The organism is Paenibacillus sp. MMO-58 (assembly GCF_037146255.1).
In the GTDB taxonomy this organism is placed as follows: Bacteria; Bacillota; Bacilli; order Paenibacillales; family Paenibacillaceae; genus Pristimantibacillus.
The window spans coordinates 356,693-376,687 of sequence record NZ_JBBCVY010000005.1; the positions used below are offsets into that span (position 1 = coordinate 356,693).

Genomic DNA, 19,995 nt, shown 5'->3' on the forward strand with positions numbered 1-19,995 from the left:
TTCGAACAGAATACCTTGCATGAGACGTGCATCACTGCTACATAGTCGATTGCTGATGTCTTAGGAAGGTGAAGCCGCTTATACCGCGGCTTTTTATTTTTTGTATAAGCAACTCATGCTGTAATGGGAATCGCGGAGCGGGATGCAAAAGTTATAATTTAGAGTATATAGGGGATTATATCCATGTGATTTCCAATTCACGGTATGTCCGATGCTGGCAAGGAGGATTGACCAATACAGTTATGACGATAAACACTTTAAAACGTGTGTTGTCTGTTAGCATATGTTTGGCAGTGCTTCTCTTGCTGACCGGTTGCTGGGATCGCCGTGAGATAAATGACGTTGCATTTGTGCTGGCAGGTGGGGCTGATAAAGAAGGAGATCATATTCGTATCAGCGTCCTTATTCCGCTTACGGGTAATATGGGGAACACGGGTGGCGGGGGCGGATCCGGTGGACAGAAACCTTTCACCATTAAGACTGAGACAGGCAAGACCGTTAGCGATGCCGTTTCCAAGCTTCAATTTAGTCTCCCGCGACATCTGTTCTTCGGCCACCGACGTGTAATAATCATTGGAGAGGAACTGGTAAGAACGGAAGGAATTGAAACCGTTATAGATGCTATTACCCGTACACCAGAAAAGAGACTGTCCACTTTTATAGCCGTTTCTGAAGGAAAAGCGATTGATTTGCTTAGCGCGAATACACGTATTGAGCGTTTCTCTGCAGAATCGATCAGAGAGCAACTACAATCTGAAGCTACTGCACGCATCAATCTAAAGGAAGCCGTCTGTAAATTAATCACTGTAGGCGAAGATGTCTTTCTTCCTTATGTACAGAAGGTAAAAACAAACATAGAAGGCCAGGAATCTGAAGATATTCGAAGCGAAAGTTTTGCCCTATTTCATAATGGGAAAATGACTGGGAAATTAGAAGGGAGATCCGCTATAGGTTTCCGGCTTCTAAATCAGTCGGTTCGTGATTATGATGAGACCCTTCATCTAGATGGGGGCTATTTAACCGTAACGATTAATCATGCGGATATAAGCATTAAGCCGATTGTGAAGAATGGTGAATTGTCCTATCGTATTCACTCCAAGGTAAAGGCGAGTATTAGCGAAGATAAAAATCAGGAAAGAAATTATGATTATTCGGGGCAACGAAAACGAATTGAGCAAAGCATCGCACAAAATATTGTCGATAATATTAATCTTGCTATAAAAGAGATGCAGCAAAATAATAGTGATGCTATCGGCTTTGGGTTAAAAGCGTATCTTGCTTACCCACAAATATGGACCAAAAAATATCGAAAAGATTGGGACGAAGTATTTCCAAAAATTAAATTTGAAGTAACGGCAGAAGCGAACTTGTTCCGACTGGGTATGAGCAGCGAGAACCTGGGGAGAAAAGATCGTTAAAATAACTGTCCCTGATAACGACTGGGATACAAACACGTTGGAGCAAAAATGCGTTCTGCATCCGCCAGCACCTTTAATAGTGATTAATAATTAGTTAGGAACAGCCGATTATATGAAATTGGCTGCTCCTAGTTGAACTTGCAAATTATAATCAGCGCCAGAAAGTAATCTGCTCGCTATCCAAACGCACAGATTCATGTCCCTCTTGTGCGGCTTTGCCGATTGAGATAATCATGACCGGTACATAACGTTCATCGTCCAGATCGAATGCGCTGACAACCTTATCGCGTTCAAAGCCTGCCATAGGATTGGTATCATAACCGTGCGCGCGGGCAACCAGCATCAGTTGCATGGCAAATAAACTTGCATCGATTTTGGCTATCTCGATTTTAATTTCTCTAGGCAGCAGAGGGAACATGTCCATAATTTGCGTGACTTGCTTATCGCGTAAATCCTTCGGCATTTTCCCTTGTTCTACGGCTGAATTATATATTTCTTCAACATACCGTTCGCTTTGAGTATCGCCCAAAATAATAAGCATAGCGGCTGAAGTATCATTTTGCCGCGTATTGAATTGCACGAGTGGCTGAAGCTTATTTTTCCCTTCAGGGGTATTAACGACGATAACGCGCCATGGCTGCATATTTGCTGAAGAAGGCGCCAAGCTTGCTTCTTTGATGATATCCTGCATTTCTTCCTTTGAAATCTTAATGCTCTCATCATAATGTCGTACGGACCGCCGGCCAGTAATGATGTTGTTAAAATCGTTGTTTGGGATAGGTTTCGGCATGAGATCGCTCCTTTTGATGGACCAGATTATTTGACTTTTGTGATGTCGCTGGTTAACATGTGCTTATTGTGAACTATGAACCATGGTTTATAGCAAGTGTAAATTTATTTTCATGTTCAGAGGGAAATAGGTTATGAAAGCGAGTGAAGTGTCCAAGTTGACGGGGCTCCCAATATCCACTTTGCGCTTCTATGAACGCAAGCAGGTGATTCCGGTGCAATTTGTATCGAGGGATGATAATAATTATCGCGTCTATGCTAAAGAAGTGGTGGGCTTTCTCGAAGATGTAAGAACGCTGCTCTCCTTAGGTTTTACTATTCAGGAATTAATCCTACTCATCAATGAAGGCGAACATTCTTATACGGAGAAAAAAGCCTTGGTTCTGGAGAAAATTCAACATATCCAGGAGCAAAAAGCAAAGTTGGAATCATCAAAAATATTTTTAATGGATGTGTTAGAGGGAAAGGCAAGTTTTCAGACCCATTGTAAATCTTAAACAGCCTACTCGCCGCACATGTTTAGAACTGCTTGTCTGTATAAAACAAAAAGCCGCAGTCATGCGGCTTTTTGTTTTATATGCAAGTTGTGCAAGCGATCATCAGGATCGCTTGCCTGTTTGGTCATCTTATTTTTAATTGACAGTTAGATTTGTTTGCTATGCACTTACGCCTTGACTCCATTTGAAAAAGCCGTACCCCAGCCCCTCATAGAACTCTAAAAAACCAATTCCCGCTTGTATAGGTTCAAGTATTACTTTAATCGTTTTAGTGGTGTCACGCAAATGAATGAGCTTACCCACCCATTCTCCATTTAACATTTCTTCTTTCACCTGCTGCATCGTTTGACTTACGTACATGTAGTTCCACCTTTCCTGTGTCTCTTATTAGTGACGGCAACTCTCTATACTCGCTCTACCTTAGCTATCATTTCAGGTAATTCATAGTTTTTGCCGCTATTAGATTATATGAAAGGCGACGGATAAATGATGTCACTTTCCGTTGTCGCATATTAGGTAGTTTTATCGACGGTATGGGGTTGAATCAAACGATGCACTCGCCCACGTATTTAATGCGGCTCAAAATCGAATAATATAAGAAATTTAATACATGTAAGAGGTGGCCCATGCAAAAAATACTGCAAGACGAAAACAAAAGCCAAACAGAAGGAAATAGCTCGAATAAACTAACTTCAGCTGAAATCGGAAAGTTATGGGCGACTTTTATGGGGAACAGTATGGCCCGGTGCGTGCTGCGCTATTTTTTGCAAAATGTGGACGATGCGGATATTCGCAACGTTCTGAATGAAGCGCTTCAGATAGCTGACCGTTTCACGAATACGGTAGCGGAAATTTTCACCCGGGAGGGTCATCCGGTACCGGTCGGCTACACGGAAGAAGACGTGAATTTAGAAGCTCCCCGGTTGTATGCCGATGAATTTTATTTGCATTACTTGAAGTATACCTGCAAAGCAGGGATTAGTATTTACGGCATCGCTGTACCGTTAATGAGCCGGCCGGACGTCCGCGAATTTTTTACCGATTGCCTCACACTAACAATCAAATTGGTTAATGACGTGAACGATTTGCTTGATGCGAAAGGACTTTTAATTAAACCGCCTTATATCCCCGTTCCGGACAGAATCGATTTTGTTAAAAAACAGCGGTATTTAGACGGTTTCTTCGGAGATGTGCGACCGCTTCAATCGCTGGAAATTACCCATATTTACGATAACGTTCAAAATAACGCGACCAGTTGTGCCGTATTGGTAGGCTTCTGTCAAGCGGCCAAGCTGGAGCAAGTTAGGAATTACTTTAAGAGAGGGAAGGAAATCGCACTGAAACAATACGATATTTTGTCCAGGTTACTGCACAAAGACGATTTGCCGACTCATCCGCTCATGAATCATCTCGTAACCGATTCAACCGTATCGCCATTTTCGGATAAATTAATGCTTTTCCATAAAATAGATATGTTCGCCATGCGGGTCCGAACATATGGCAATTCTTTAGCCTTCAGCGCAAGACATGACGTGGCGGCTACATTCGCAAGATTCATCGTGGAAGTAGGAAATTACGTAGAGGATGGAGCCAATACCATGATCGATTTGGACTGGATGGAACAGCCCCCGCAAGCAGCGGATCGTAATGCGCTTATTAAGGAGTAGGAAATGGCCAAAGCGTCCCGCACCGAGGCGTTATTGTGGAGTGTCGCTTTACCAGGGTTCGGTCAGCTCCTTAATGGTAAATATATAAAGGGTATTCTGCTGATCACCTTGGAATTTCTTATTAACTTAAAGTCGGATTTGAACTGGGTTATTATAACGAGCTTTCACGGAGATATTCCAACGATTGATCAAACAAAAATGGAGTGGCTTATGTTCTACCCTTGCGTCTACATGTTCGGTATCTGGGACGCCTATAAGGATGCCGGGGAAGAGCTAAAACCAAATGCTTCACTTCCTTTCTCTTTCGGAGCATTTATTGGGACGATTGGCGTTGTTTTTTCAAAGGATTTTTTGGGAGCGGTCTGGCTTGGGCTATTAGGAATCGGTGCCGGCGTTATATTCGGAATAGGCCTCCGTTCTATCCTTCGGTACCGTTCTGTGCATTGAAGAAGAAAACGGCAGCTTAACGGCTGCCGTTTTCTTTAGGTTTACTTTAATTTTCCGCCAAAGACAGGGAAGAAGCTATGCTCACCGTAATTACATTATAAGGGGATATCCTCCAGTAGACCATTGACATCTCCACTACTGCGTGTTACTTTATAGTTGTAGTCAGTGTTACTGAATACCAGTGATACAGAATAGCAAGGAGTGATTGTGCTGGAAAATCTAACGGAAATGCTTAAAGGTGTGCTTGAGGGCTCTATCCTTGAAATTATAAGCCGCAAAGAAACTTACGGCTATGAAATCACGCGGCGGCTGAACGCCCTTGGCTTCACGGATGTTGTGGAGGGGACGGTGTACACCATCCTTGTTCGGCTTGAAAAAAACAAGCTGGTGGAGATCACGAAGAAACCCTCCGACATGGGACCGCCGCGGAAATTTTTCGCGATCAATGACGCGGGGCGCGTGGAATTGCGAAGGTTCTGGGAAAAATGGGAGTTCATATCATTAAAAATGAACGAGTTAAAGGAGGAGAAGCCATGAACTTCTGGGAAAAAATCACTGGCAGCGACATGACTAAAGAATTTAAAGCCTATGAATTGCGCGCCAAAAAGCTGCCGGCTGATTATCAAGCGGCATGGAAGGAAATTTACTCTAATCTTTTCCAGTATTCAGATTTTACCGGTCGCAACCTCATGCCGATTCTTGACGGTGTTCTGGGGCTGCTTGAAGAAACAGCTGCGGACGGTCAGAGTGTCCGAGAGGTTTTGGGTGACGATATCAAAGGCTTCTGTTCGGCGCTAGCCGGCGAAGAAGGGGCAAAGTCTTTCCGTGACAAATGGCGTGAGCAGCTTAACAATAGTATCGCGAAAAAACTAGGTAAATAGGAGGGTAAAATGAGCATACGAGATATCATCGAAGGCAAAAAAGAATGGCGTGCGCACGTGGCGCGTGTCAAAGCCCTCCCGCGGGATTATCAGATCGTTTATAAAGAGATCCAAAAATATTTCTTCAAGGTTGGTCCTGTCGAACTCACCGACTGGATGGGAGTGCTCTCCGGGATTATCGATCTTTTCGAAGAGGGTGCGGCCTTGGGGAAAGGCGTGCTCGAAGTGACGGGTAGTGACGTTGCGGCTTTCTGCGACGATCTGATTAAAAATTTAAAAACCTACGCGGATAAAATTCAGTAGATGAAAAGAAGCCGGTCAGCATGCGCTGAACCGGCTTTTTCTTGGCCGTATAGGAGAGGGGAAGCCGCAAATGATGCGATAAGATTAGGCAATCATTTAAGAAAATTGTTATAACCCGAAGTGAGACTTATGAACTTGGCTAGGCAGCAACGGCTTATAGGTGCTGCAAACACCAACTGCGTGCGTGACGCTGCCGATATATACCCAACCGGTCGTCATAACGAGGTCCCCTTGTCGGCGGAAATGGATAATCTTGCAATGCATGCAGTAATAAGAATCGGTATTGACTAACAATCTTTTAACCACCTTGTTCAATTTGTTTACAGAACTATATCATAATTAGTTTAAGTTGGGATGCGGTTAGATTTAGGAGTGTGGTTGAGAAAATTAAGATTGTTAGAAGAATTAATATCAGCTTGAATTAGGAGTTGCCCTGATATACTCTGGGACCATAAAGGCTTAGACGTGGCTATAACAGGATAACGGTTGCCGATAAGCTCGGCAGCCTTTATTTTTTGACGAATGCTCTTTTTTATAGTATAGCTAACTTATAGTAGTTGAATAGGAGGAGTCTATGGCTAATACGCATGTCTATTCGAAAAAAGAAGAAGCAGCTAACGCGATCACCCATGGCATTGGTGCCGGATTGAGTATTGCCGCATTGGTACTGCTTATTGTCAGGGCAAGTTACATTGGTGAAGCCTGGCATATCGTATCGTTTGTGCTGTTTGGGTTTTGTATGTTTATTTTATATATGTCGTCAACTCTTTTACATAGCTTTCCGGAAGGAAAAGTAAAGGATCTGTTTGAAATTTTCGATCATGGATCGATTTATTTGTTTATTGCCGGTACATACACACCGTATCTGCTCGTTACGATAAGAAGTCCGCTCGGTTGGAGTTTGTTTGGCATTGTATGGGGCCTTGCGATCTGCGGCGTGGTGTTTAAATGTTTCTTTGTGAAGAGGTTTCTATTCCTATCTACGCTTGGTTATGTCATTATGGGGTGGATGATCGTCTTTGCATGGGGGGCTTTAGTTGATCATTTAGCCTATGGCGGTCTTGTGTTTTTGGTCATCGGCGGCGTTTGTTATACCGTCGGCAGCGTCTTTTATGTATGGAGAGGATTCCTTTACCATCATGCGGTATGGCATCTCTTTGTTATCGCCGGATCGATTTGTCATTTCTTTTCGATTTTCTTATATGTTTAGAAAAATATGAATTCACGAAGGCCGCGAAAATCGCGGCTTTTTTGTGTTGCTAAAATTCGGTTTATTGGACTTTTCTAAAATACGGACTAAAAAGGATGCCTATCCAACGAAACCCTATATTGGCTGCCAAGAACCAAAACATGCATGTTCTAATCTGAGGAGGTACATTTTGAAGAAGAAAATTTCCTATATATTAATCGGTGCACTAAGCACAATTATGCTTTCTTACGGCGTTGTTGCCTACGCAGACTATGACTCTTCCGCAACAAAAGAGGTCAACCGGGCAGCAAGCGATACATACGTTGTCCCGTCAAAGACGGCTGCGGCTGCGGTTATTAAGCCTGCTTCAGCCCAACCGAGCACCAGTGAAGCTCCAATTCAGCTTGAACAGTTGAAAGCATTGGAGTTGAAAATCGATGGCAATAACGTGAAAGTTAAGATCGAGCTCGATACGGAAGAAGCAAAGACCGACTCCAAGGTAGAAATTAAAATCGGCGAAGATCAGAAAAAATATTTGACGGGAAATGAAGCGACTCAATTTATTCAGCAGCTGCTTGCAGTACTCAAGCTGCAAGCAGACATGGATAAGCAGCAAGTCATGGATGCGTTGTTCACTCATTTTGCTGTCGAGCCGGCTAAAGTCGAAATGAACATCGATATTAAATGGAAGGATCGTCCGGAAGAACTTAAATTTAAGGACGAGAAAGACGACGACGCTGAATTCGAAGATGACGATGAAGCCGAAAAGGACGATGCGAAAGCTCAAACCGTAAAATCAACTGTGCAAGATAATCAGAAGGCACAGCTTGCAGCTAATGATCAATCCGCGAAGCAAGAGCAGAAAAAAGCTTTGATTGCACAGAAAAAAGCACTGCAGCAAGCGTGGCAGAAGGCTCATAAAGAGGAGCAAGAAAAGAAGAAACAGCAAAAGCAATTGAATCGCAGCGATCGGGATCACGGCCAGAATAAAGGTCAAAAAGGTGACGAAGACGAGGATGATCAAGGCGAGGGCCACGACCATGACGGCGATCATGGTAAACACCAAGAACATGAAGAGCATGATGACGAGGATTAATACCACTCAAATGAAAAAGGCCCCCATGTTCGGGGCCTTTTTTGATATCGAATAGATTTTCTTGTTTTAAATTTTACTTCCATACATTTATGGGCTTAACGTTTTTGCTATTTCCCAGTGCCGGCAATCCATAGAAGTCTTCGATTGTACGCAGCATATTATAATGATTTGTTTTGGTTATATAGGCTTGCGGTTTAATTTTTTGGCCGATCATAATAGTGGGGATTTTATTCTTAGCACTCCTATCGTCTTCGTCCCAGGTCAGAATAAAGATGCTATTATGTTTTTTTGCCCATTCAATATAGCCCGCCATGTTATTCTTTAACCAATCGTCCGCTTCTTTAATTGTTCCATCATGAATGTCATGTTTTAGATTTGGAACAACAAAGGAAACAGTTGGAAGTTTACTGTAGTCCTTTGGAAAAGAGGTAAACGGCATATTTACTTTTGCAGAAACGTTAGTGAAATCAGCCCAAGGGTTATGTTTTCGAGCATACAGGGTTTTAAGGTCGTAGGGGCCGGTAAAACCTACACTTGGCAATCCTTCAGAATAACCGCCAAATGTGTAGCCATGTTTTATAAGCTCATTAGCTAAATTATCCGTTTTAAAAGTATGGGATGGCTTATCATCGGTTACACCTTGATTTGAACCAGAGAAAAGATCAATATAGTTCGGCTGACTAGGGTGTTCAATCGCATAATGATTAGTTAAATTGGCGCCGTTTTTGACAAGTTGATTGATATAAGGGGCATTTTTATTTCCGATAATCTCCTTGTAGGAGTGGTTCTCTTCTACAACAATGACGATATGATTTGGTGCTAAACGGGTTTGCGTTGCTCGGCTGGAGGCATGAACCGTTTTAAAGCTTTCTTTTAAAAATGGATCCATTGCGAAACTCATTACAACAAGCATAACGCTAACCATTCCAATTTTCTTTATTTTCATACTAAGCCCTCTCTTTTTGGTACTCAATTTGTCTTGAATTTTACTATCATAACTTGTATTTTCCCAAAAAGATGAACGGAATGATTGAATTAATATTTTTTTAAGATTTGAGGGGCGGACAAAAGTCCGGCTCTTTTATTTTTGTTCGGGTTATTTTGGATTGCGTATATTTTGACCAGGCCGCTTGGAGCTTCATTAGGAGATTATTGTCCCAGTCGAAGAAGAATGGCGGCTTGGAGCTCGGCGCTACAGCAACAAGCGTAATATTTCTTATAGCTATATTGGCGGTTATCCTTTTACTGGCCGTAACTAAGCTTGATTTAATCCCGAGATCCGAGGAAGTTAAGAACGGTGGTCACCGTATGGGTATCAAAAAGGTCTGGTTGCAGTCCATTACGACAATCGTTGTATTGTTAGTTGTAGGAATTGGCGGATACAGCTGGTGCAATCGTAATCTTGTACCGCAAGTTGATTCTTCGCAAACAACCTTGAGTGGACAGCTAAATGATTTTATACAAATCGAAAACGACATTCAGAATAGCATCACCAGCAATGACCGGAAGTCAGCAAAGTCCGAAGCCGATGACCTGGAACATAGTTGGGATAATTCAGAACCTAAGCTAAGAAAAATGGTTCGAAAAACATGGACCCAAATTGATGGCACTATCGATAACGTTTTAGCTGCCGTCCGAAGTAAGAATCAGGATACTGAAAAGTGCCATACTGTTTTAACCGATTCCTTGCATGTATTACAATCTTCCAATCTATAATTTCGACAGGAGCAAACATCGATGTACATGTACAAAGACTCATTTAAATCCAAGTCAGCAGAAATGTTAGCGAAAGTATCTGAGATCACGTTATACTTCTGGATAACAAAGCTCCTTACAACGGCATTGGGAGAAGTAGCTTCCGATTATTTATTCGAACGATTAAATCCGATAGTCTCATTACCCATAAGTGTAGTCGTTTTTATTGCAGCCATGCTTCTTTAATTCAAGGCGCAAAGGTATATCGCCAGCTTGTATTGGCTCGTAGTCATTATGGTTAGCATATTTGGAACAACGGCAGCTGATGTTGTTCGAGTGGGGCTTGGAATCCCCTATATGGCTTCTACCTTCTTTTTCGTTATCATGCTGGCCGCGGTACTTCTAACCTGGTATGTCAAAGAAAAAAGCTTATCCATACACAGCATAAATACCCGGAGGAGAGAAGTTTTTTATTGGTTGACTGTTCTAACCACATTCGCCTTGGGTACCTCTGCGGGGGACCTAACGGCCTCCAGCTTGCATTTAGGATATTTGGCTTCCGGAATCATGTTCTTCGCCTTATTACTTATACCTGCATTATGTTATTGGCTATTTAATATGAAGGAAGTAATGGCCTTTTGGTTTGCCTATATCTTGACTCGTCCTGTTGGCGCTTCGTTTGCGGATTGGTTCTCTGCAGCGCATGCCGCTGGAGGAGTGGGGTATAGCAAAGGAGCTGTAAGTCTGGTATTGCTCATTGCCATAGTGATTCTAGTTGCCTTTCGGGGCGGTGCTGCCGCGAGGATGCAGGAGAGCCCGCAAGCGGCTGCCAATCGACTCGCTTGAGCGATTAGTGCCCGCCGCAAATTCCTTTTGGCACATCCGCATACTTATCCGTATAGTATTCCTTGTTAGAGGTTATTTGGTGCAACGCTACTATTAGTCGATCAACTTCGGCAAATGTATTGTAAAAGCTTAAACTAATTCGGACTAAGCCTGGAGAGGGGATGCCGGGATCTTTCCGTATTTCATCCAGCCTCTCATCGCTTAGCCGAAGTAAGGACGGAAGAACGCAATGGGCAAAAACAGCAGCAGTAAAAAAACTAGGATGAAGTGATAAATCCTCTCCGCACTCCATTTGCCGCCCATATTCTCCGATTCTATTTCACCCTGCCACTGTGCCATTCCGCCCTTAAAATTAAACACCTTGTCATGCGACTGAGCTAATCGTTCCGACGCTTTGTTGCGGTATTCATTATTGAAACCTCCTCAAATAGGCTTTTCCCGATTCTCAAAATCACTTCCGGAGCGACAAGAATGCATGCCATTGCCCCGTAAAGTCCAATCGTATAGCTGGTTACATAGGTTATGCCAATCATCTTGTTCAGGATGAAGGTGAACAGGTGAATGAGCAAATTCGTAAAGCAGAAGGCGTAGCTCCGGAGCATCCACCGGCGATGCTGAGGAATCCGTTTTTTCCGGATGTGGACAATCGCTGCTGTTGTTACGGCCAGCCAAATCAGATTAAGCAGATTGAAGCCCATGCTGCTTATTTTTCCTCCTGTGGCATAAGGGGCCATGTATCCGGAGCTTAGTACTACCAGCAACACAGACGATATATAGACGTAGCCGTTCAAGCGATGTAACCGGGGGTATTTCTTATAACTGCCGGACCAGAAATTGAGTAGTCCCGACGCCATTGCGATGCAGGCGAATGCGATATGAACATACATGACCATTAGCCAAGCTGGCGTTCTAAGCTCCCGTGTTAAATCCGTCTTGTGAATGAGGAACGTCTCCGCACCGGGGTTAATCAGGTAACTTTTGGACAGCGTATAGAGGATGTAAATGGTACAAACGCACGCAACCAGCTTGTAGAAAGATAGATTCTTAATCAATACTTCTCGTAACCTCCCTTGTATAAGCCACTAATCCGAAGGATAACAGGAGAATCTCTCGAATTAGGCGCACAAATAATCACAAAACAATAAACAAACCGTCACAATATGCGATGAGCTCGTTTTTTCTGGGACGAAGGTGGTACACTTTTGTTCATGGGCATACTTGGAGTGAAGGCGGGATGAACATGAATAAGGAAGAACCGATCATCTTGGTCGTGGATGATGATCAGAGTATCGTTGAATTATTGAGGGACTTTTTGGAGAATGATCATTTCCGGGTTTTGACGGCAAACGATGCCATGGAGGCATGGACCATCCTTCAGCAAAATACCGTTCATTGCATAATCCTGGACATTATGATGCCGGGACAAAATGGATTTGATCTTTGCCGGCAAATACGGGCGGAGAGCAGCATTCCTCTATTGTTTTTGAGCGCCCGCAGCGAAGATGTCGATAAGATTCGCGGTCTTACGCTTGGCGGGGACGATTATATTGTCAAAACCGCTTCGCCCGGTGAGATTGTTGCCCGGGTAAAAGCGGTTCTGCGGCGTACGGGAGAGCCCCAATCCAATAAGAATCAGGTGCTCGAATTTGGTTACATTAAGCTCGATACGAGGACGAGAGAAGTGTTCGTGGATCATGCGAATGTCTCGCTGACGCCGAAGGAATACGAGCTGTTACGATTGTTCTTGGAGAACCCGAAGCAGGTGTTTACTTATGACCAGCTGCTGGAGAGGTTCTGGGAGGGCATCGGGGATAAACAAACCGTACGCGTTCATTTGAGCCGTCTTCGCGAGAAGATCGAGCTTGATTCCGATCAGCAGCAGCTTATGAATATTTGGGGCGTTGGCTATCGCTTCGAGGGTGTGTAAGATGCAAAAACTTCGTCTTCGTACGCATTCCTTGCTCAGCTTAGGATTACTTCTGCTGCTGCCTTGGATTTTCTTTGCCGTAGTATTTTTTATTACTACTAATTCCATGCATATTAGAGAGGACCGGCCGGATTCCTATGCGGTTCCCATGATAGCTGCTTTCGTGGGGCTGCTGACCGCTTTCTTTATCGTGGGCATGCAAATGCGGAGGCTCCTGCTTAAGCCTCTTGAGGGCTTAGGCTTGGCAGCACGCAAGATAGCAGGAAGCGATTGGAACATAGAGCTGCCCCAATCGGCCATTAGGGAAATAAACGAAGTTCGGAATGGCTTTGAGATAATGGTGAACGGGCTTCAGGATTCGCATTTGAAACAAGCGAAGCTGGAGGAAGAGCGTCGGTTCATCATCGCTGCCGTCGCGCATGACTTGCGGACGCCGTTATTTGCCTTACGCGGATATTTGGACGGACTTGAGCAAGGCATAGCGCAAACACCGGAACAAATTTCAAAATACGTAGCCGTGTGCAAGCAAAAATCGGCGCAATTGGATCGGTTGGTTGAGGATCTCTTCACTTTTACGAAGATGGAATACCAGGAGGCAGAGTTAAATAAAAAACGGGTGGACTTTAGAGATATCATTCAAAAATCGAAAGAGAGCTTGGAGCCGCAAGCGGAAGCCAAGCAAATCTCCATTCTTCTCCATTCCATGCCGGACGACTGCGTAATCCATGGAGATTCGCATCTGCTTGAGCGAGCAATAAGTAATCTACTGGACAATGCCGTTCGGCATACACCGGATTGCGGACGTATTTACGTTCAATATTGGAGAGAGAGGGATCGATTGTCTTTTTCGATCCACGATTCCGGGCAGGGCTTTTCAACGGAAGAGCAGGAGCAGGTGTTTGAACCGCTATACAGGGGAGAGAAGTCAAGGAATCGCTCGACCGGAGGAGCCGGCTTAGGGCTCACCATATCACGGCGAATCATTCGCCAGCATGGAGGCGAGTTAGCTGCTAGCAATCATCCAGCAGGAGGGGCCCTTCTCTCGGGCTGGATTCCTGCTGACGATAACTGCTGAACGGGTCAGGATAACGGGTCCGGTCATATCCCTGTACGATACTTGCGTTCGCTGGAGGAATCCCGTTTCGTGCGGTCTTTCTCCTTCTCGTCCTGCTGCTCAATAGTCTGGTCCTCGACCGGAATCGGATCAACGGTGCGTTCGCTGGCAAACTTGTCGAACAGACACTCTTTCTCCGTTGGAACGCCCTCCGGATTGTCGCGCTTCCCCTGCTGTTTGCGCCGGCGGTCGGCGCTTCGTTCGAATGGATTCATCGCTGTCACCTCCCATCGTTTATAGGAATGCTTACCCGGTTATTTACTGTTCTCAAACGGTTTGCAGGAAAAGCTTAGCTCTACCAACCGTTCATATTTTTATAGTGCCCTTAATTACTAAATGTGTTACTTTTATAAGTAATTTCCATTAATGAATTGGAGGTAGAACGATGAATTTTGAATGGATGAACAAAAGCGAAATTATTGAAACGGATGGCCGAATAGAGATACTTGCAACAGAGAAGAGCGACTTTTTCATTAACCCTGGAGCAGTAGCAGATGAAGGGATCACGCCGGAATCCCTATGCAATGCGCCTTTTTACTATACGGATATATCCGGGGATTTTGTTATGCGGGTGAAGGTGTCGCATGAATTTAAAGATACATACGATTCTTCTTCCATTATGGTCATGAAGGATCTCACGCATTGGGCAAAGGCTTGCTTTGAATTAACTGATTTTGATACTCACGCGGTTGTTAGCGTTGTTACGAAGGAAGAATCAGATGATGCGAACGGCTGCAATATCGATGATAACACGGTCTGGCTGCAAGTTTGCAGGAGCGGGAATTCCTTTGCTTTCCACTATTCCACGGATGGCGAGAATTACTATATGATGAGATTTTTCGCCTTGCCTGCGGATGAGACCGTCAAAGTTGGTTTATTGGCACAAGCACCGTTAGGAAACGGCGGCAAAAGAATTTACGAGAATCTGACCATTGAACGAAAAACGGTCAAAAATATTCGCATGGGTAAATAAGGTTTGGGACACGACAGCAGCCGGGAAAAGCCGGCCGCTTTTTTTGTATTCCTCGCTGCTGCATGGCAGGTTGATTAAGCCCAGTCTCGGACCCACTTTTTCATCTCGAGCAAAATACCGCTGAATGCTTCTCCTTTAGCTGTCAGCCGGTATTCAACGGTTGGCGGGACGGTGGCATGGATCGAGCGAATGACGACCTGATTTTCCTCCAGATGTCGAAGCGTCTCCGTGAGGGATTTAGAGCTGATCCCATGAATGGCGCTCTTAAGCTCGGTGAATCTTTTGGTTCCATGAAAGAATAGCTCGCGAATGACGAGAAACGACCATTTGCCGCCAATGATTCGTAATGACTTCTCTATCTCGCACTCATAGATTTCAGGGTTTCCCATTGCTGATTGCCTCCTATGCTTAGGTGAACATTTCTTCGAATAGTATTCGAAGAAGGGAGTCGATTTTCCTTCCAATAGTCACCGCAAGGTAACAAACTATGGTTAAAGTGCGTACTTACGGAATCGTTCAAGTTCGATTAAGATAGGGCAGAACGCTATCCTAAGGAGGTTCGTTATGTATACGAGAAAGCTGGGCAAAACGGGAATTGAAGTGTCTGAGATCGGTTTCGGAGCATGGGCAATCGGTGGCTTAGAGGTCCGTTGCGGATGGGAATTCTAACGGGGAAATTTAATGGAGAAACGACATTTGTTGACGGCGACATCCGGAAGAATTGGCCGAAGGAAGCTTGGTTTGTTGATAGCCTTGCCAAAGTGGAAACGCTTAAGGGACTTGCGAATGATGAACGTACCTTGTCGCAGGTAGCGCTCCGCTACGTGCTGAACCATCCGGCGGTTTCCGTTGCGATTCCAGGAGCAAAGACAGCGGAACAAGCAGCTCAAAATGTATCCGCCTCCGTTCGGCCATTGTTGTCTGAGGATGATTTGAAGATAAACGAGCAAATTTAGTCATTTCATAGGGAGGGGCGCAAACGATGAAAGTACTTGTAACTGGCGCATCCGGCAATGCGGGACAAGCGGTATGCCGGGAGCTGCTGCAAGCGGGACATCAAGTGAGAATGGCGGATGTCATGCCTTCCAGGGCAATAAATGAGGGGGAAGCCGAATTTGTCCGTTGCGATACGCGGACGGTCTCGGATGTTCAGCAGGCCGTACGGGGGATGGACGGAGTTATTCATTTAGCAGCTTGGCATTGCGCTCATCAACCGCCTGTCAGCGACGATACGATTTTTGCGGTTAACGTGGACGGTACCTACAATGTATTGGAGGCATGCAGAAAAGAAGGTATTAATTCTATTGTTTACGCGTCATCTATGGCTTATGGCTGGGGGTCTGTCTATGGCGTCAGCAAGGTAATAGGCGAAGATCTATGCCGGGCTTATCATGAGATGACAGGGGCCTCCATCGCAATGCTCCGTTACCATGAATTTATCCCTAGACCGTATCTGGAATTCGGAGCCAGACTGCTGCGCAACGGCGTTGACCGGAGGGACATTGCTTCGGCGACGGTTAAGGCGCTCGAAGCCGCGGCTGCGGAAAAATTCGGACTGTTCCGGACGATTATCCATACGAGCCATGGCATGCCCGAGCATGTTCGGTCCGATTTTGCTCGATTAGGGGCGGAGTGGTGCGAACAGCAAGTTCCGGGCAGCGCCCAATTGCTGGATAGCTATGGCATCGAATTGCCTAAGGAAGTTGAGCAGCATGATTTATCCGAAGCAAAACGGGTTATGGGGTGGCAGCCTCGTATCGGATTTATCGATTTCCTGCGGGATCTAAAGCAACGGAATGAACAGGGGCTTGAAATATGCGGCTTTGTCGTGCCTTCCGAACTTCCGAATTGATGATTGAAATACGAGAATGGCAGCGGGACTCAGAATCCGCTGCCATTTATATATATATGTTGCCTTACCGCAATAAAAATTGCTCCAGTAAACATAGTTTGTCCCGGTTTACAATGTTCGCTTATTGAAAAAACGTTTCTCTAGACCCACTTCAACTTTGGCTGGTACGATTGAAAAAGTCATTGATGAGTCGAAGGGAGTTTTTAGAGAAGCATGGAGCAGCAACAACGTTATGAAAACCTTAAATTAGGCGAACGCGGAGCTATTGTCAGCATTATTGCCTACATCTGTTTATCTGCGCTCAAATTGATTATAGGAAATATATCGGGATCGGAAGCATTAAAAGCATACGGATTAAACAATGCAACGGATATCGTAGCCTCTATAGCGGTGCTTATCGGTCTAAAACTAGCTCAAAAGCCGGCTGATGAGGATCATCCGTACGGCCACTGGAAATCGGAGACGATCGCCTCCTTAATCGCTTCTTTTATTATGATGGCGGTTGGCATAGAGGTGTTAATCAATGCTGTTTCATCCGTATTTAGAGGCAGCGAGCAATCCCCGGATTTCATTGCGGTTTGGATAGGGTTATTTTGTGCGGCGGTTATGTACGTTGTTTATCGTTACAATATCAGTCTGGCTAGAAAAATTAAAAGCCAATCGGTCATGGCTGCTGCCAAGGACAATATCTCGGATGCTTTGGTGAGTATAGGCGCAGTAATTGGCATTGTTGGTTCTCAGTTCAAACTGCCTTGGCTTGATCCCGTTACAGCTTTCGCGGTTGGACTCCTTATTCTTAAAACGGCATGGGATATTTTCCGTGAAGCCTCCCACCATTTATCGGACGGTTTTGATGAGGCAGCTCTACAGGACTTTAGAGAAACGGCGAAGCAAGTTGAAGGAGTTGAGGATGTAAAAGATCTGAAGGCTAGGAACTATGGGAGTAACGCTGTGATTGACGTGGTTCTGTCAATCGATAAGAACCTCGATTTCCATAAAGCGCATGATGTAGCAACAGAGGTAGAGAATGAGTTGAAAAAACTTCGGAAGTTCTTGAAGTACACGTGCATTATGAGCCAGCGAAATAAGGGATGATGCATCATGGTCATTATCATTTCCCAAAACTAACTGTTAGCAATATAGGACCGCTCGTCTGTAGGCGAGCGGTCATTGCACATTCTCAGTAAAAATTAAACGGTTGGTATCGTGCCTCCGTCTATGACATATTCGCTGCCGTGAATAGCGGCAGTGCAGTCCGGAGTCCGGAATGCAGCGAGCTCAGCTACTTCCTCCGGTATTCCGGGGCGGCTGCTTTTGCCGCAGCGTATGCCAATGTGGATTCATGCAAGGGCAGTGTCCCCATGTACCGGATTCATTCCTAAACATTTTTAAATAAAATGAACTTTTTAAGCCTCAGCTTGCTCTTATCTATGAAAGGGGAGAGAACATTGAGGGTAAGCCGGTTAGTCAGACAAGCCCAGAATGGCAATAAAGAAGCTTTATTGCAGCTAATTATGGCCGACCAGGACGCATATTATCGCCTTGCCTATACCTACATGGGGAACGAGCATGATGCGATGGATGCTATGGAGGATATGATTGTCACTTTATACGAGAAGATTGATCAGCTCCAAAAGAGAGATGCTTTTTACAGCTGGAGCAAAACGATTCTGGTTAATCGATGCAAGGCGATGCTTCGCAAGAACGGAAAGTTCACGCCGCTTGAGGACGAGCAGGAAGCAGCCGTTAATGGGTTAACGGAAGAAAACCCGTATCGCGGCACGGAAGCCGAGATCGATATGCAGACGCTGCTTTCCCATCTGAATGCCCATCAGCGGGAAGCTATAGAACTCCGTTATGTCCATGACTTTCCTTATCAGACGATTGCCGATATGACGGGGGCTCCGCTCGGAACAATTAAATCAAGAATTTCGCAGGGCATAGAGAAATTAAAGGGGATTATCGGAGGTGATCGTTATGAAAGCGATTGAGGATAAAATCCAAAGGCACAAACAAAATTTGATTCAGATCCAGGCTCCAGATGAATTGGAGGATCGGTTGCGGCGGGCTCTCCACCGGATTCCCGAGAAAAAACGCAGGAATAACAAGGTTCTTATGTGGAGCATTTCCGCAGCAGCGGCTCTGCTGATTATCGTATCCACGTATCAATACCCGGCATTCGCATACATTGGAGGTAAGCTGCTTAACCGAATGGAGTTAACCTCGCTCAGCTTCTCCGAAGTCGCAGAGCAGGGTTACGGACAGAGCGTTAATAAGAGCAAAACGTTCAAGGATGGCACCGTCATTACGATAAACGGAGTTATTGCTGACGATAATGCCTTTCTAATGTATTACACCATCAAGCTGCCGGAGGGCTTAACATTTAAGGCTGATGAATTTATCCGTTACGGCGTAACCAAAGTAAAAGGATTTTTGACGAATTCCAATGTGACGGAAGGCGGAGGTAATTATAGCAAGGATAAAACACAGTTCCAAGGGGTTTATAAATTCGAGCCCGTAAATCCGTTTTCCCGAACATTAACAGCGAGCTTCAGTGAGCGGCTGGATAGCGGCGAACAAGAAAAACAACTGATCTCCTTCAAGTTTGAGGCCAACAAGGCTATGAAAAGCATCATTAACGAGAAAGTCTCGAGAGCGGTGCCTGTTGATACAGGAACGGTTCATTACGACTCCGTCATAGCTTCTCCGACTTCAACGGTCATTAGAGGACATTACGAACTGAATAATAACGGAGGGCACCCGATGTTCCCGGGGAAAACAAAGCTTTTTGTTAATGGCACCGAGGTGGAATACTTCGGCTACCGGTCGGGCGGGTTAGACGGAAAAAACAGCCCTACATTCGAGTTTAGTTACGATGTGCTCCCAACGGATAAGATTGAATCGCTTGAAATCGTACTCGATAAATTCAGCGGTTACGAGAAGATAACGAAGCCGATTCCGCTAACTTCACCTTCCGACCGTTCCATTAAAATCAACAACGAGAAGATATGGATTCGCAGCGTAACGCAAACCGGAAGCGGCTATGATATCGTCATTGCCAGAAAAGAATTCACAATACTGGACACCACTAATTTATTTGTGCAGGCTGGCGGCAAAAAAGTCCCAATCGCTTCGGTATCCGCCTCCCGTCCATGGGATCTCGGGAACGGGAATATTCTAAGAGAGCAGACTTACTCCGTTCAGACTGAGGACAAACCGGAATTTCTGCTGTTAGAGGGATTCCATTACATTAAGGAGTATAATACAAAGATAGCCATTCCTATTGCTCAAAAGTAAAGCC

Annotated in this window: 25 protein-coding genes and 4 pseudogenes; 22 read left to right on the top strand and 7 right to left on the bottom strand. The window is 44.8% G+C overall.

Annotation, left to right across the window (positions count from 1 at the left end; translation table 11 throughout):
• The first annotated feature begins 227 nt into the window (after positions 1–227).
• Positions 228–1,418, top strand: a complete 1,191-nt coding sequence (locus WFJ73_RS17615) for a Ger(x)C family spore germination protein (RefSeq protein WP_336774315.1) — start codon at positions 228–230, stop codon at positions 1,416–1,418.
• A gap of 151 nt (positions 1,419–1,569) precedes the next feature.
• Here the strand turns inward: WFJ73_RS17615 and WFJ73_RS17620 are convergent, their stop codons facing one another.
• Positions 1,570–2,208, bottom strand: coding sequence for a nitroreductase family protein (locus WFJ73_RS17620; protein ID WP_336774316.1), 639 nt, complete (start codon positions 2,206–2,208; stop codon positions 1,570–1,572).
• A gap of 133 nt (positions 2,209–2,341) precedes the next feature.
• Between WFJ73_RS17620 and WFJ73_RS17625 the strand changes: the two genes are divergently transcribed.
• A complete protein-coding gene (locus WFJ73_RS17625) occupies positions 2,342–2,704 on the top strand; it encodes a MerR family transcriptional regulator (protein ID WP_336774317.1) in 363 nt (120 codons plus the stop codon).
• Between the two features lie 159 nt (positions 2,705–2,863).
• On the opposite strand, the gene WFJ73_RS17630 is transcribed toward WFJ73_RS17625, so the two are convergent.
• A complete protein-coding gene (locus WFJ73_RS17630) occupies positions 2,864–3,064 on the bottom strand; it encodes a hypothetical protein (protein WP_336774318.1) in 201 nt (66 codons plus the stop codon).
• A gap of 266 nt (positions 3,065–3,330) precedes the next feature.
• Here WFJ73_RS17630 and WFJ73_RS17635 point away from each other — a divergent pair, with 266 nt between their 5' ends.
• The 7 genes from WFJ73_RS17635 (at position 3,331) to WFJ73_RS17665 (ending at position 8,287) form a co-directional block, all read left to right on the top strand.
• Complete coding sequence (locus WFJ73_RS17635; protein ID WP_336774319.1) at positions 3,331–4,371, top strand: DUF3231 family protein; 1,041 nt, start codon at positions 3,331–3,333, stop codon at positions 4,369–4,371.
• A 3-nt stretch (positions 4,372–4,374) separates the two neighbouring features.
• Positions 4,375–4,818, top strand: coding sequence for a hypothetical protein (locus WFJ73_RS17640; protein ID WP_336774320.1), 444 nt, complete (start codon positions 4,375–4,377; stop codon positions 4,816–4,818).
• A gap of 228 nt (positions 4,819–5,046) precedes the next feature.
• The gene (locus tag WFJ73_RS17645) at positions 5,047–5,355 is read left to right on the top strand and encodes a PadR family transcriptional regulator (protein ID WP_336774449.1); all 309 of its coding nucleotides are present in this window, start codon (positions 5,047–5,049) and stop codon (positions 5,353–5,355) included.
• On the top strand, positions 5,352–5,699 hold the full coding sequence (locus tag WFJ73_RS17650) for a DUF1048 domain-containing protein (RefSeq protein ID WP_336774321.1): 348 nt from the start codon (positions 5,352–5,354) through the stop codon (positions 5,697–5,699). Before WFJ73_RS17645 ends, WFJ73_RS17650 begins: the two co-directional genes overlap by 4 nt.
• 9 nt (positions 5,700–5,708) lie before the next feature.
• Positions 5,709–6,002, top strand: a complete 294-nt coding sequence (locus WFJ73_RS17655; RefSeq protein WP_336774322.1) for a DUF1048 domain-containing protein — start codon at positions 5,709–5,711, stop codon at positions 6,000–6,002.
• Positions 6,003–6,576: 574 nt separating this feature from the next.
• Complete coding sequence (gene trhA, locus WFJ73_RS17660) at positions 6,577–7,212, top strand: PAQR family membrane homeostasis protein TrhA (RefSeq protein ID WP_336774323.1); 636 nt, start codon at positions 6,577–6,579, stop codon at positions 7,210–7,212.
• A 169-nt stretch (positions 7,213–7,381) separates the two neighbouring features.
• Positions 7,382–8,287, top strand: a complete 906-nt coding sequence (locus WFJ73_RS17665; RefSeq protein ID WP_336774324.1) for a YusW family protein — start codon at positions 7,382–7,384, stop codon at positions 8,285–8,287.
• Positions 8,288–8,360: 73 nt separating this feature from the next.
• Here WFJ73_RS17665 and WFJ73_RS17670 read toward each other — a convergent pair whose 3' ends face one another.
• On the bottom strand, positions 8,361–9,233 hold the full coding sequence (locus WFJ73_RS17670; RefSeq protein ID WP_336774325.1) for an alkaline phosphatase family protein: 873 nt from the start codon (positions 9,231–9,233) through the stop codon (positions 8,361–8,363).
• A 171-nt stretch (positions 9,234–9,404) separates the two neighbouring features.
• Here WFJ73_RS17670 and WFJ73_RS17675 point away from each other — a divergent pair, with 171 nt between their 5' ends.
• The 5 genes and pseudogenes from WFJ73_RS17675 (at position 9,405) to WFJ73_RS17695 (ending at position 10,828) form a co-directional block, all read left to right on the top strand.
• Positions 9,405–9,497, top strand: coding sequence for a hypothetical protein (locus tag WFJ73_RS17675; RefSeq protein ID WP_336774326.1), 93 nt, complete (start codon positions 9,405–9,407; stop codon positions 9,495–9,497).
• On the top strand, positions 9,467–10,003 hold the full coding sequence (locus WFJ73_RS17680; RefSeq protein WP_336774456.1) for a hypothetical protein: 537 nt from the start codon (positions 9,467–9,469) through the stop codon (positions 10,001–10,003). Before WFJ73_RS17675 ends, WFJ73_RS17680 begins: the two co-directional genes overlap by 31 nt.
• Before the next feature lie 63 nt (positions 10,004–10,066).
• Entirely contained in the window at positions 10,067–10,228 is a 162-nt protein-coding gene (locus WFJ73_RS17685; RefSeq protein ID WP_336774450.1) for a hypothetical protein, read from the top strand.
• Between the two features lie 27 nt (positions 10,229–10,255).
• Positions 10,256–10,585: pseudogene (locus WFJ73_RS17690) on the top strand (hypothetical protein); the annotation flags it as partial.
• Between the two features lie 27 nt (positions 10,586–10,612).
• Positions 10,613–10,828, top strand: coding sequence for a hypothetical protein (locus WFJ73_RS17695; RefSeq protein ID WP_336774451.1), 216 nt, complete (start codon positions 10,613–10,615; stop codon positions 10,826–10,828).
• Between the two features lie 377 nt (positions 10,829–11,205).
• On the opposite strand, the gene WFJ73_RS17700 is transcribed toward WFJ73_RS17695, so the two are convergent.
• Complete coding sequence (locus WFJ73_RS17700; protein WP_336774327.1) at positions 11,206–11,880, bottom strand: DUF2306 domain-containing protein; 675 nt, start codon at positions 11,878–11,880, stop codon at positions 11,206–11,208.
• A gap of 188 nt (positions 11,881–12,068) precedes the next feature.
• On the opposite strand from WFJ73_RS17700, the gene WFJ73_RS17705 reads away from it, so the two are divergent.
• Both WFJ73_RS17705 and WFJ73_RS17710 read left to right on the top strand, forming a co-directional pair.
• A complete protein-coding gene (locus tag WFJ73_RS17705; RefSeq protein WP_336774328.1) occupies positions 12,069–12,755 on the top strand; it encodes a response regulator transcription factor in 687 nt (228 codons plus the stop codon).
• Between the two features lies 1 nt (position 12,756).
• Positions 12,757–13,830, top strand: coding sequence for a sensor histidine kinase (locus tag WFJ73_RS17710; protein ID WP_336774329.1), 1,074 nt, complete (start codon positions 12,757–12,759; stop codon positions 13,828–13,830).
• Between the two features lie 23 nt (positions 13,831–13,853).
• Here the strand turns inward: WFJ73_RS17710 and WFJ73_RS17715 are convergent, their stop codons facing one another.
• A complete protein-coding gene (locus WFJ73_RS17715; RefSeq protein ID WP_336774330.1) occupies positions 13,854–14,084 on the bottom strand; it encodes a hypothetical protein in 231 nt (76 codons plus the stop codon).
• A gap of 170 nt (positions 14,085–14,254) precedes the next feature.
• On the opposite strand from WFJ73_RS17715, the gene WFJ73_RS17720 reads away from it, so the two are divergent.
• Positions 14,255–14,842 (top strand): DUF1349 domain-containing protein, encoded by a 588-nt coding sequence (locus WFJ73_RS17720; protein ID WP_336774331.1) that lies wholly within the window; start codon positions 14,255–14,257, stop codon positions 14,840–14,842.
• Positions 14,843–14,916: 74 nt separating this feature from the next.
• Here WFJ73_RS17720 and WFJ73_RS17725 read toward each other — a convergent pair whose 3' ends face one another.
• Entirely contained in the window at positions 14,917–15,231 is a 315-nt protein-coding gene (locus WFJ73_RS17725; RefSeq protein WP_127495480.1) for a winged helix-turn-helix transcriptional regulator, read from the bottom strand.
• 249 nt (positions 15,232–15,480) lie between these two features.
• Between WFJ73_RS17725 and WFJ73_RS17730 the strand changes: the two are divergent.
• The 3 genes and pseudogenes from WFJ73_RS17730 to WFJ73_RS17740 form a co-directional block, all read left to right on the top strand.
• Positions 15,481–15,798, top strand: a pseudogene (locus tag WFJ73_RS17730) (aldo/keto reductase); the annotation flags it as partial.
• 26 nt (positions 15,799–15,824) lie between these two features.
• Entirely contained in the window at positions 15,825–16,694 is an 870-nt protein-coding gene (locus tag WFJ73_RS17735; protein WP_336774332.1) for an NAD-dependent epimerase/dehydratase family protein, read from the top strand.
• Positions 16,695–16,907: 213 nt separating this feature from the next.
• A pseudogene (locus WFJ73_RS17740) lies at positions 16,908–17,782 on the top strand (cation diffusion facilitator family transporter).
• A gap of 102 nt (positions 17,783–17,884) precedes the next feature.
• Here the strand turns inward: WFJ73_RS17740 and WFJ73_RS17745 are convergent.
• A pseudogene (locus tag WFJ73_RS17745) lies at positions 17,885–18,001 on the bottom strand (short-chain dehydrogenase); the annotation flags it as partial.
• 141 nt (positions 18,002–18,142) lie between these two features.
• Between WFJ73_RS17745 and WFJ73_RS17750 the strand changes: the two are divergent.
• Entirely contained in the window at positions 18,143–18,685 is a 543-nt protein-coding gene (locus WFJ73_RS17750) for an RNA polymerase sigma factor (RefSeq protein ID WP_336774333.1), read from the top strand.
• The gene (locus WFJ73_RS17755; RefSeq protein ID WP_336774334.1) at positions 18,672–19,991 is read left to right on the top strand and encodes a DUF4179 domain-containing protein; all 1,320 of its coding nucleotides are present in this window, start codon (positions 18,672–18,674) and stop codon (positions 19,989–19,991) included. Before WFJ73_RS17750 ends, WFJ73_RS17755 begins: the two co-directional genes overlap by 14 nt.
• Positions 19,992–19,995 lie beyond the last annotated feature (4 nt).

What these genes read in the sequence shown, in the direction of transcription:
- WFJ73_RS17635 (WP_336774319.1), top strand. Translation starts at nt 3,331, where the DNA reads ATGCAAAAAATACTGCAAGACGAAAACAAAAGCCAAACAGAAGGAAAT.
- WFJ73_RS17630 (WP_336774318.1), bottom strand. Translation starts at nt 3,064, where the DNA reads ATGTACGTAAGTCAAACGATGCAGCAGGTGAAAGAAGAAATGTTAAAT.
- WFJ73_RS17640 (WP_336774320.1), top strand. Translation starts at nt 4,375, where the DNA reads ATGGCCAAAGCGTCCCGCACCGAGGCGTTATTGTGGAGTGTCGCTTTA.
- WFJ73_RS17685 (WP_336774450.1), top strand. Translation starts at nt 10,067, where the DNA reads ATGTTAGCGAAAGTATCTGAGATCACGTTATACTTCTGGATAACAAAG.
- WFJ73_RS17655 (WP_336774322.1), top strand. Translation starts at nt 5,709, where the DNA reads ATGAGCATACGAGATATCATCGAAGGCAAAAAAGAATGGCGTGCGCAC.
- WFJ73_RS17710 (WP_336774329.1), top strand. Translation starts at nt 12,757, where the DNA reads ATGCAAAAACTTCGTCTTCGTACGCATTCCTTGCTCAGCTTAGGATTA.
- WFJ73_RS17695 (WP_336774451.1), top strand. Translation starts at nt 10,613, where the DNA reads ATGGCCTTTTGGTTTGCCTATATCTTGACTCGTCCTGTTGGCGCTTCG.
- WFJ73_RS17670 (WP_336774325.1), bottom strand. Translation starts at nt 9,233, where the DNA reads ATGAAAATAAAGAAAATTGGAATGGTTAGCGTTATGCTTGTTGTAATG.
- WFJ73_RS17650 (WP_336774321.1), top strand. Translation starts at nt 5,352, where the DNA reads ATGAACTTCTGGGAAAAAATCACTGGCAGCGACATGACTAAAGAATTT.
- WFJ73_RS17720 (WP_336774331.1), top strand. Translation starts at nt 14,255, where the DNA reads ATGAATTTTGAATGGATGAACAAAAGCGAAATTATTGAAACGGATGGC.
- WFJ73_RS17620 (WP_336774316.1), bottom strand. Translation starts at nt 2,208, where the DNA reads ATGCCGAAACCTATCCCAAACAACGATTTTAACAACATCATTACTGGC.
- WFJ73_RS17715 (WP_336774330.1), bottom strand. Translation starts at nt 14,084, where the DNA reads ATGAATCCATTCGAACGAAGCGCCGACCGCCGGCGCAAACAGCAGGGG.
- WFJ73_RS17735 (WP_336774332.1), top strand. Translation starts at nt 15,825, where the DNA reads ATGAAAGTACTTGTAACTGGCGCATCCGGCAATGCGGGACAAGCGGTA.
- trhA (WP_336774323.1), top strand. Translation starts at nt 6,577, where the DNA reads ATGGCTAATACGCATGTCTATTCGAAAAAAGAAGAAGCAGCTAACGCG.
- WFJ73_RS17645 (WP_336774449.1), top strand. Translation starts at nt 5,047, where the DNA reads ATGCTTAAAGGTGTGCTTGAGGGCTCTATCCTTGAAATTATAAGCCGC.
- WFJ73_RS17755 (WP_336774334.1), top strand. Translation starts at nt 18,672, where the DNA reads ATGAAAGCGATTGAGGATAAAATCCAAAGGCACAAACAAAATTTGATT.
- WFJ73_RS17725 (WP_127495480.1), bottom strand. Translation starts at nt 15,231, where the DNA reads ATGGGAAACCCTGAAATCTATGAGTGCGAGATAGAGAAGTCATTACGA.
- WFJ73_RS17625 (WP_336774317.1), top strand. Translation starts at nt 2,342, where the DNA reads ATGAAAGCGAGTGAAGTGTCCAAGTTGACGGGGCTCCCAATATCCACT.
- WFJ73_RS17705 (WP_336774328.1), top strand. Translation starts at nt 12,069, where the DNA reads ATGAATAAGGAAGAACCGATCATCTTGGTCGTGGATGATGATCAGAGT.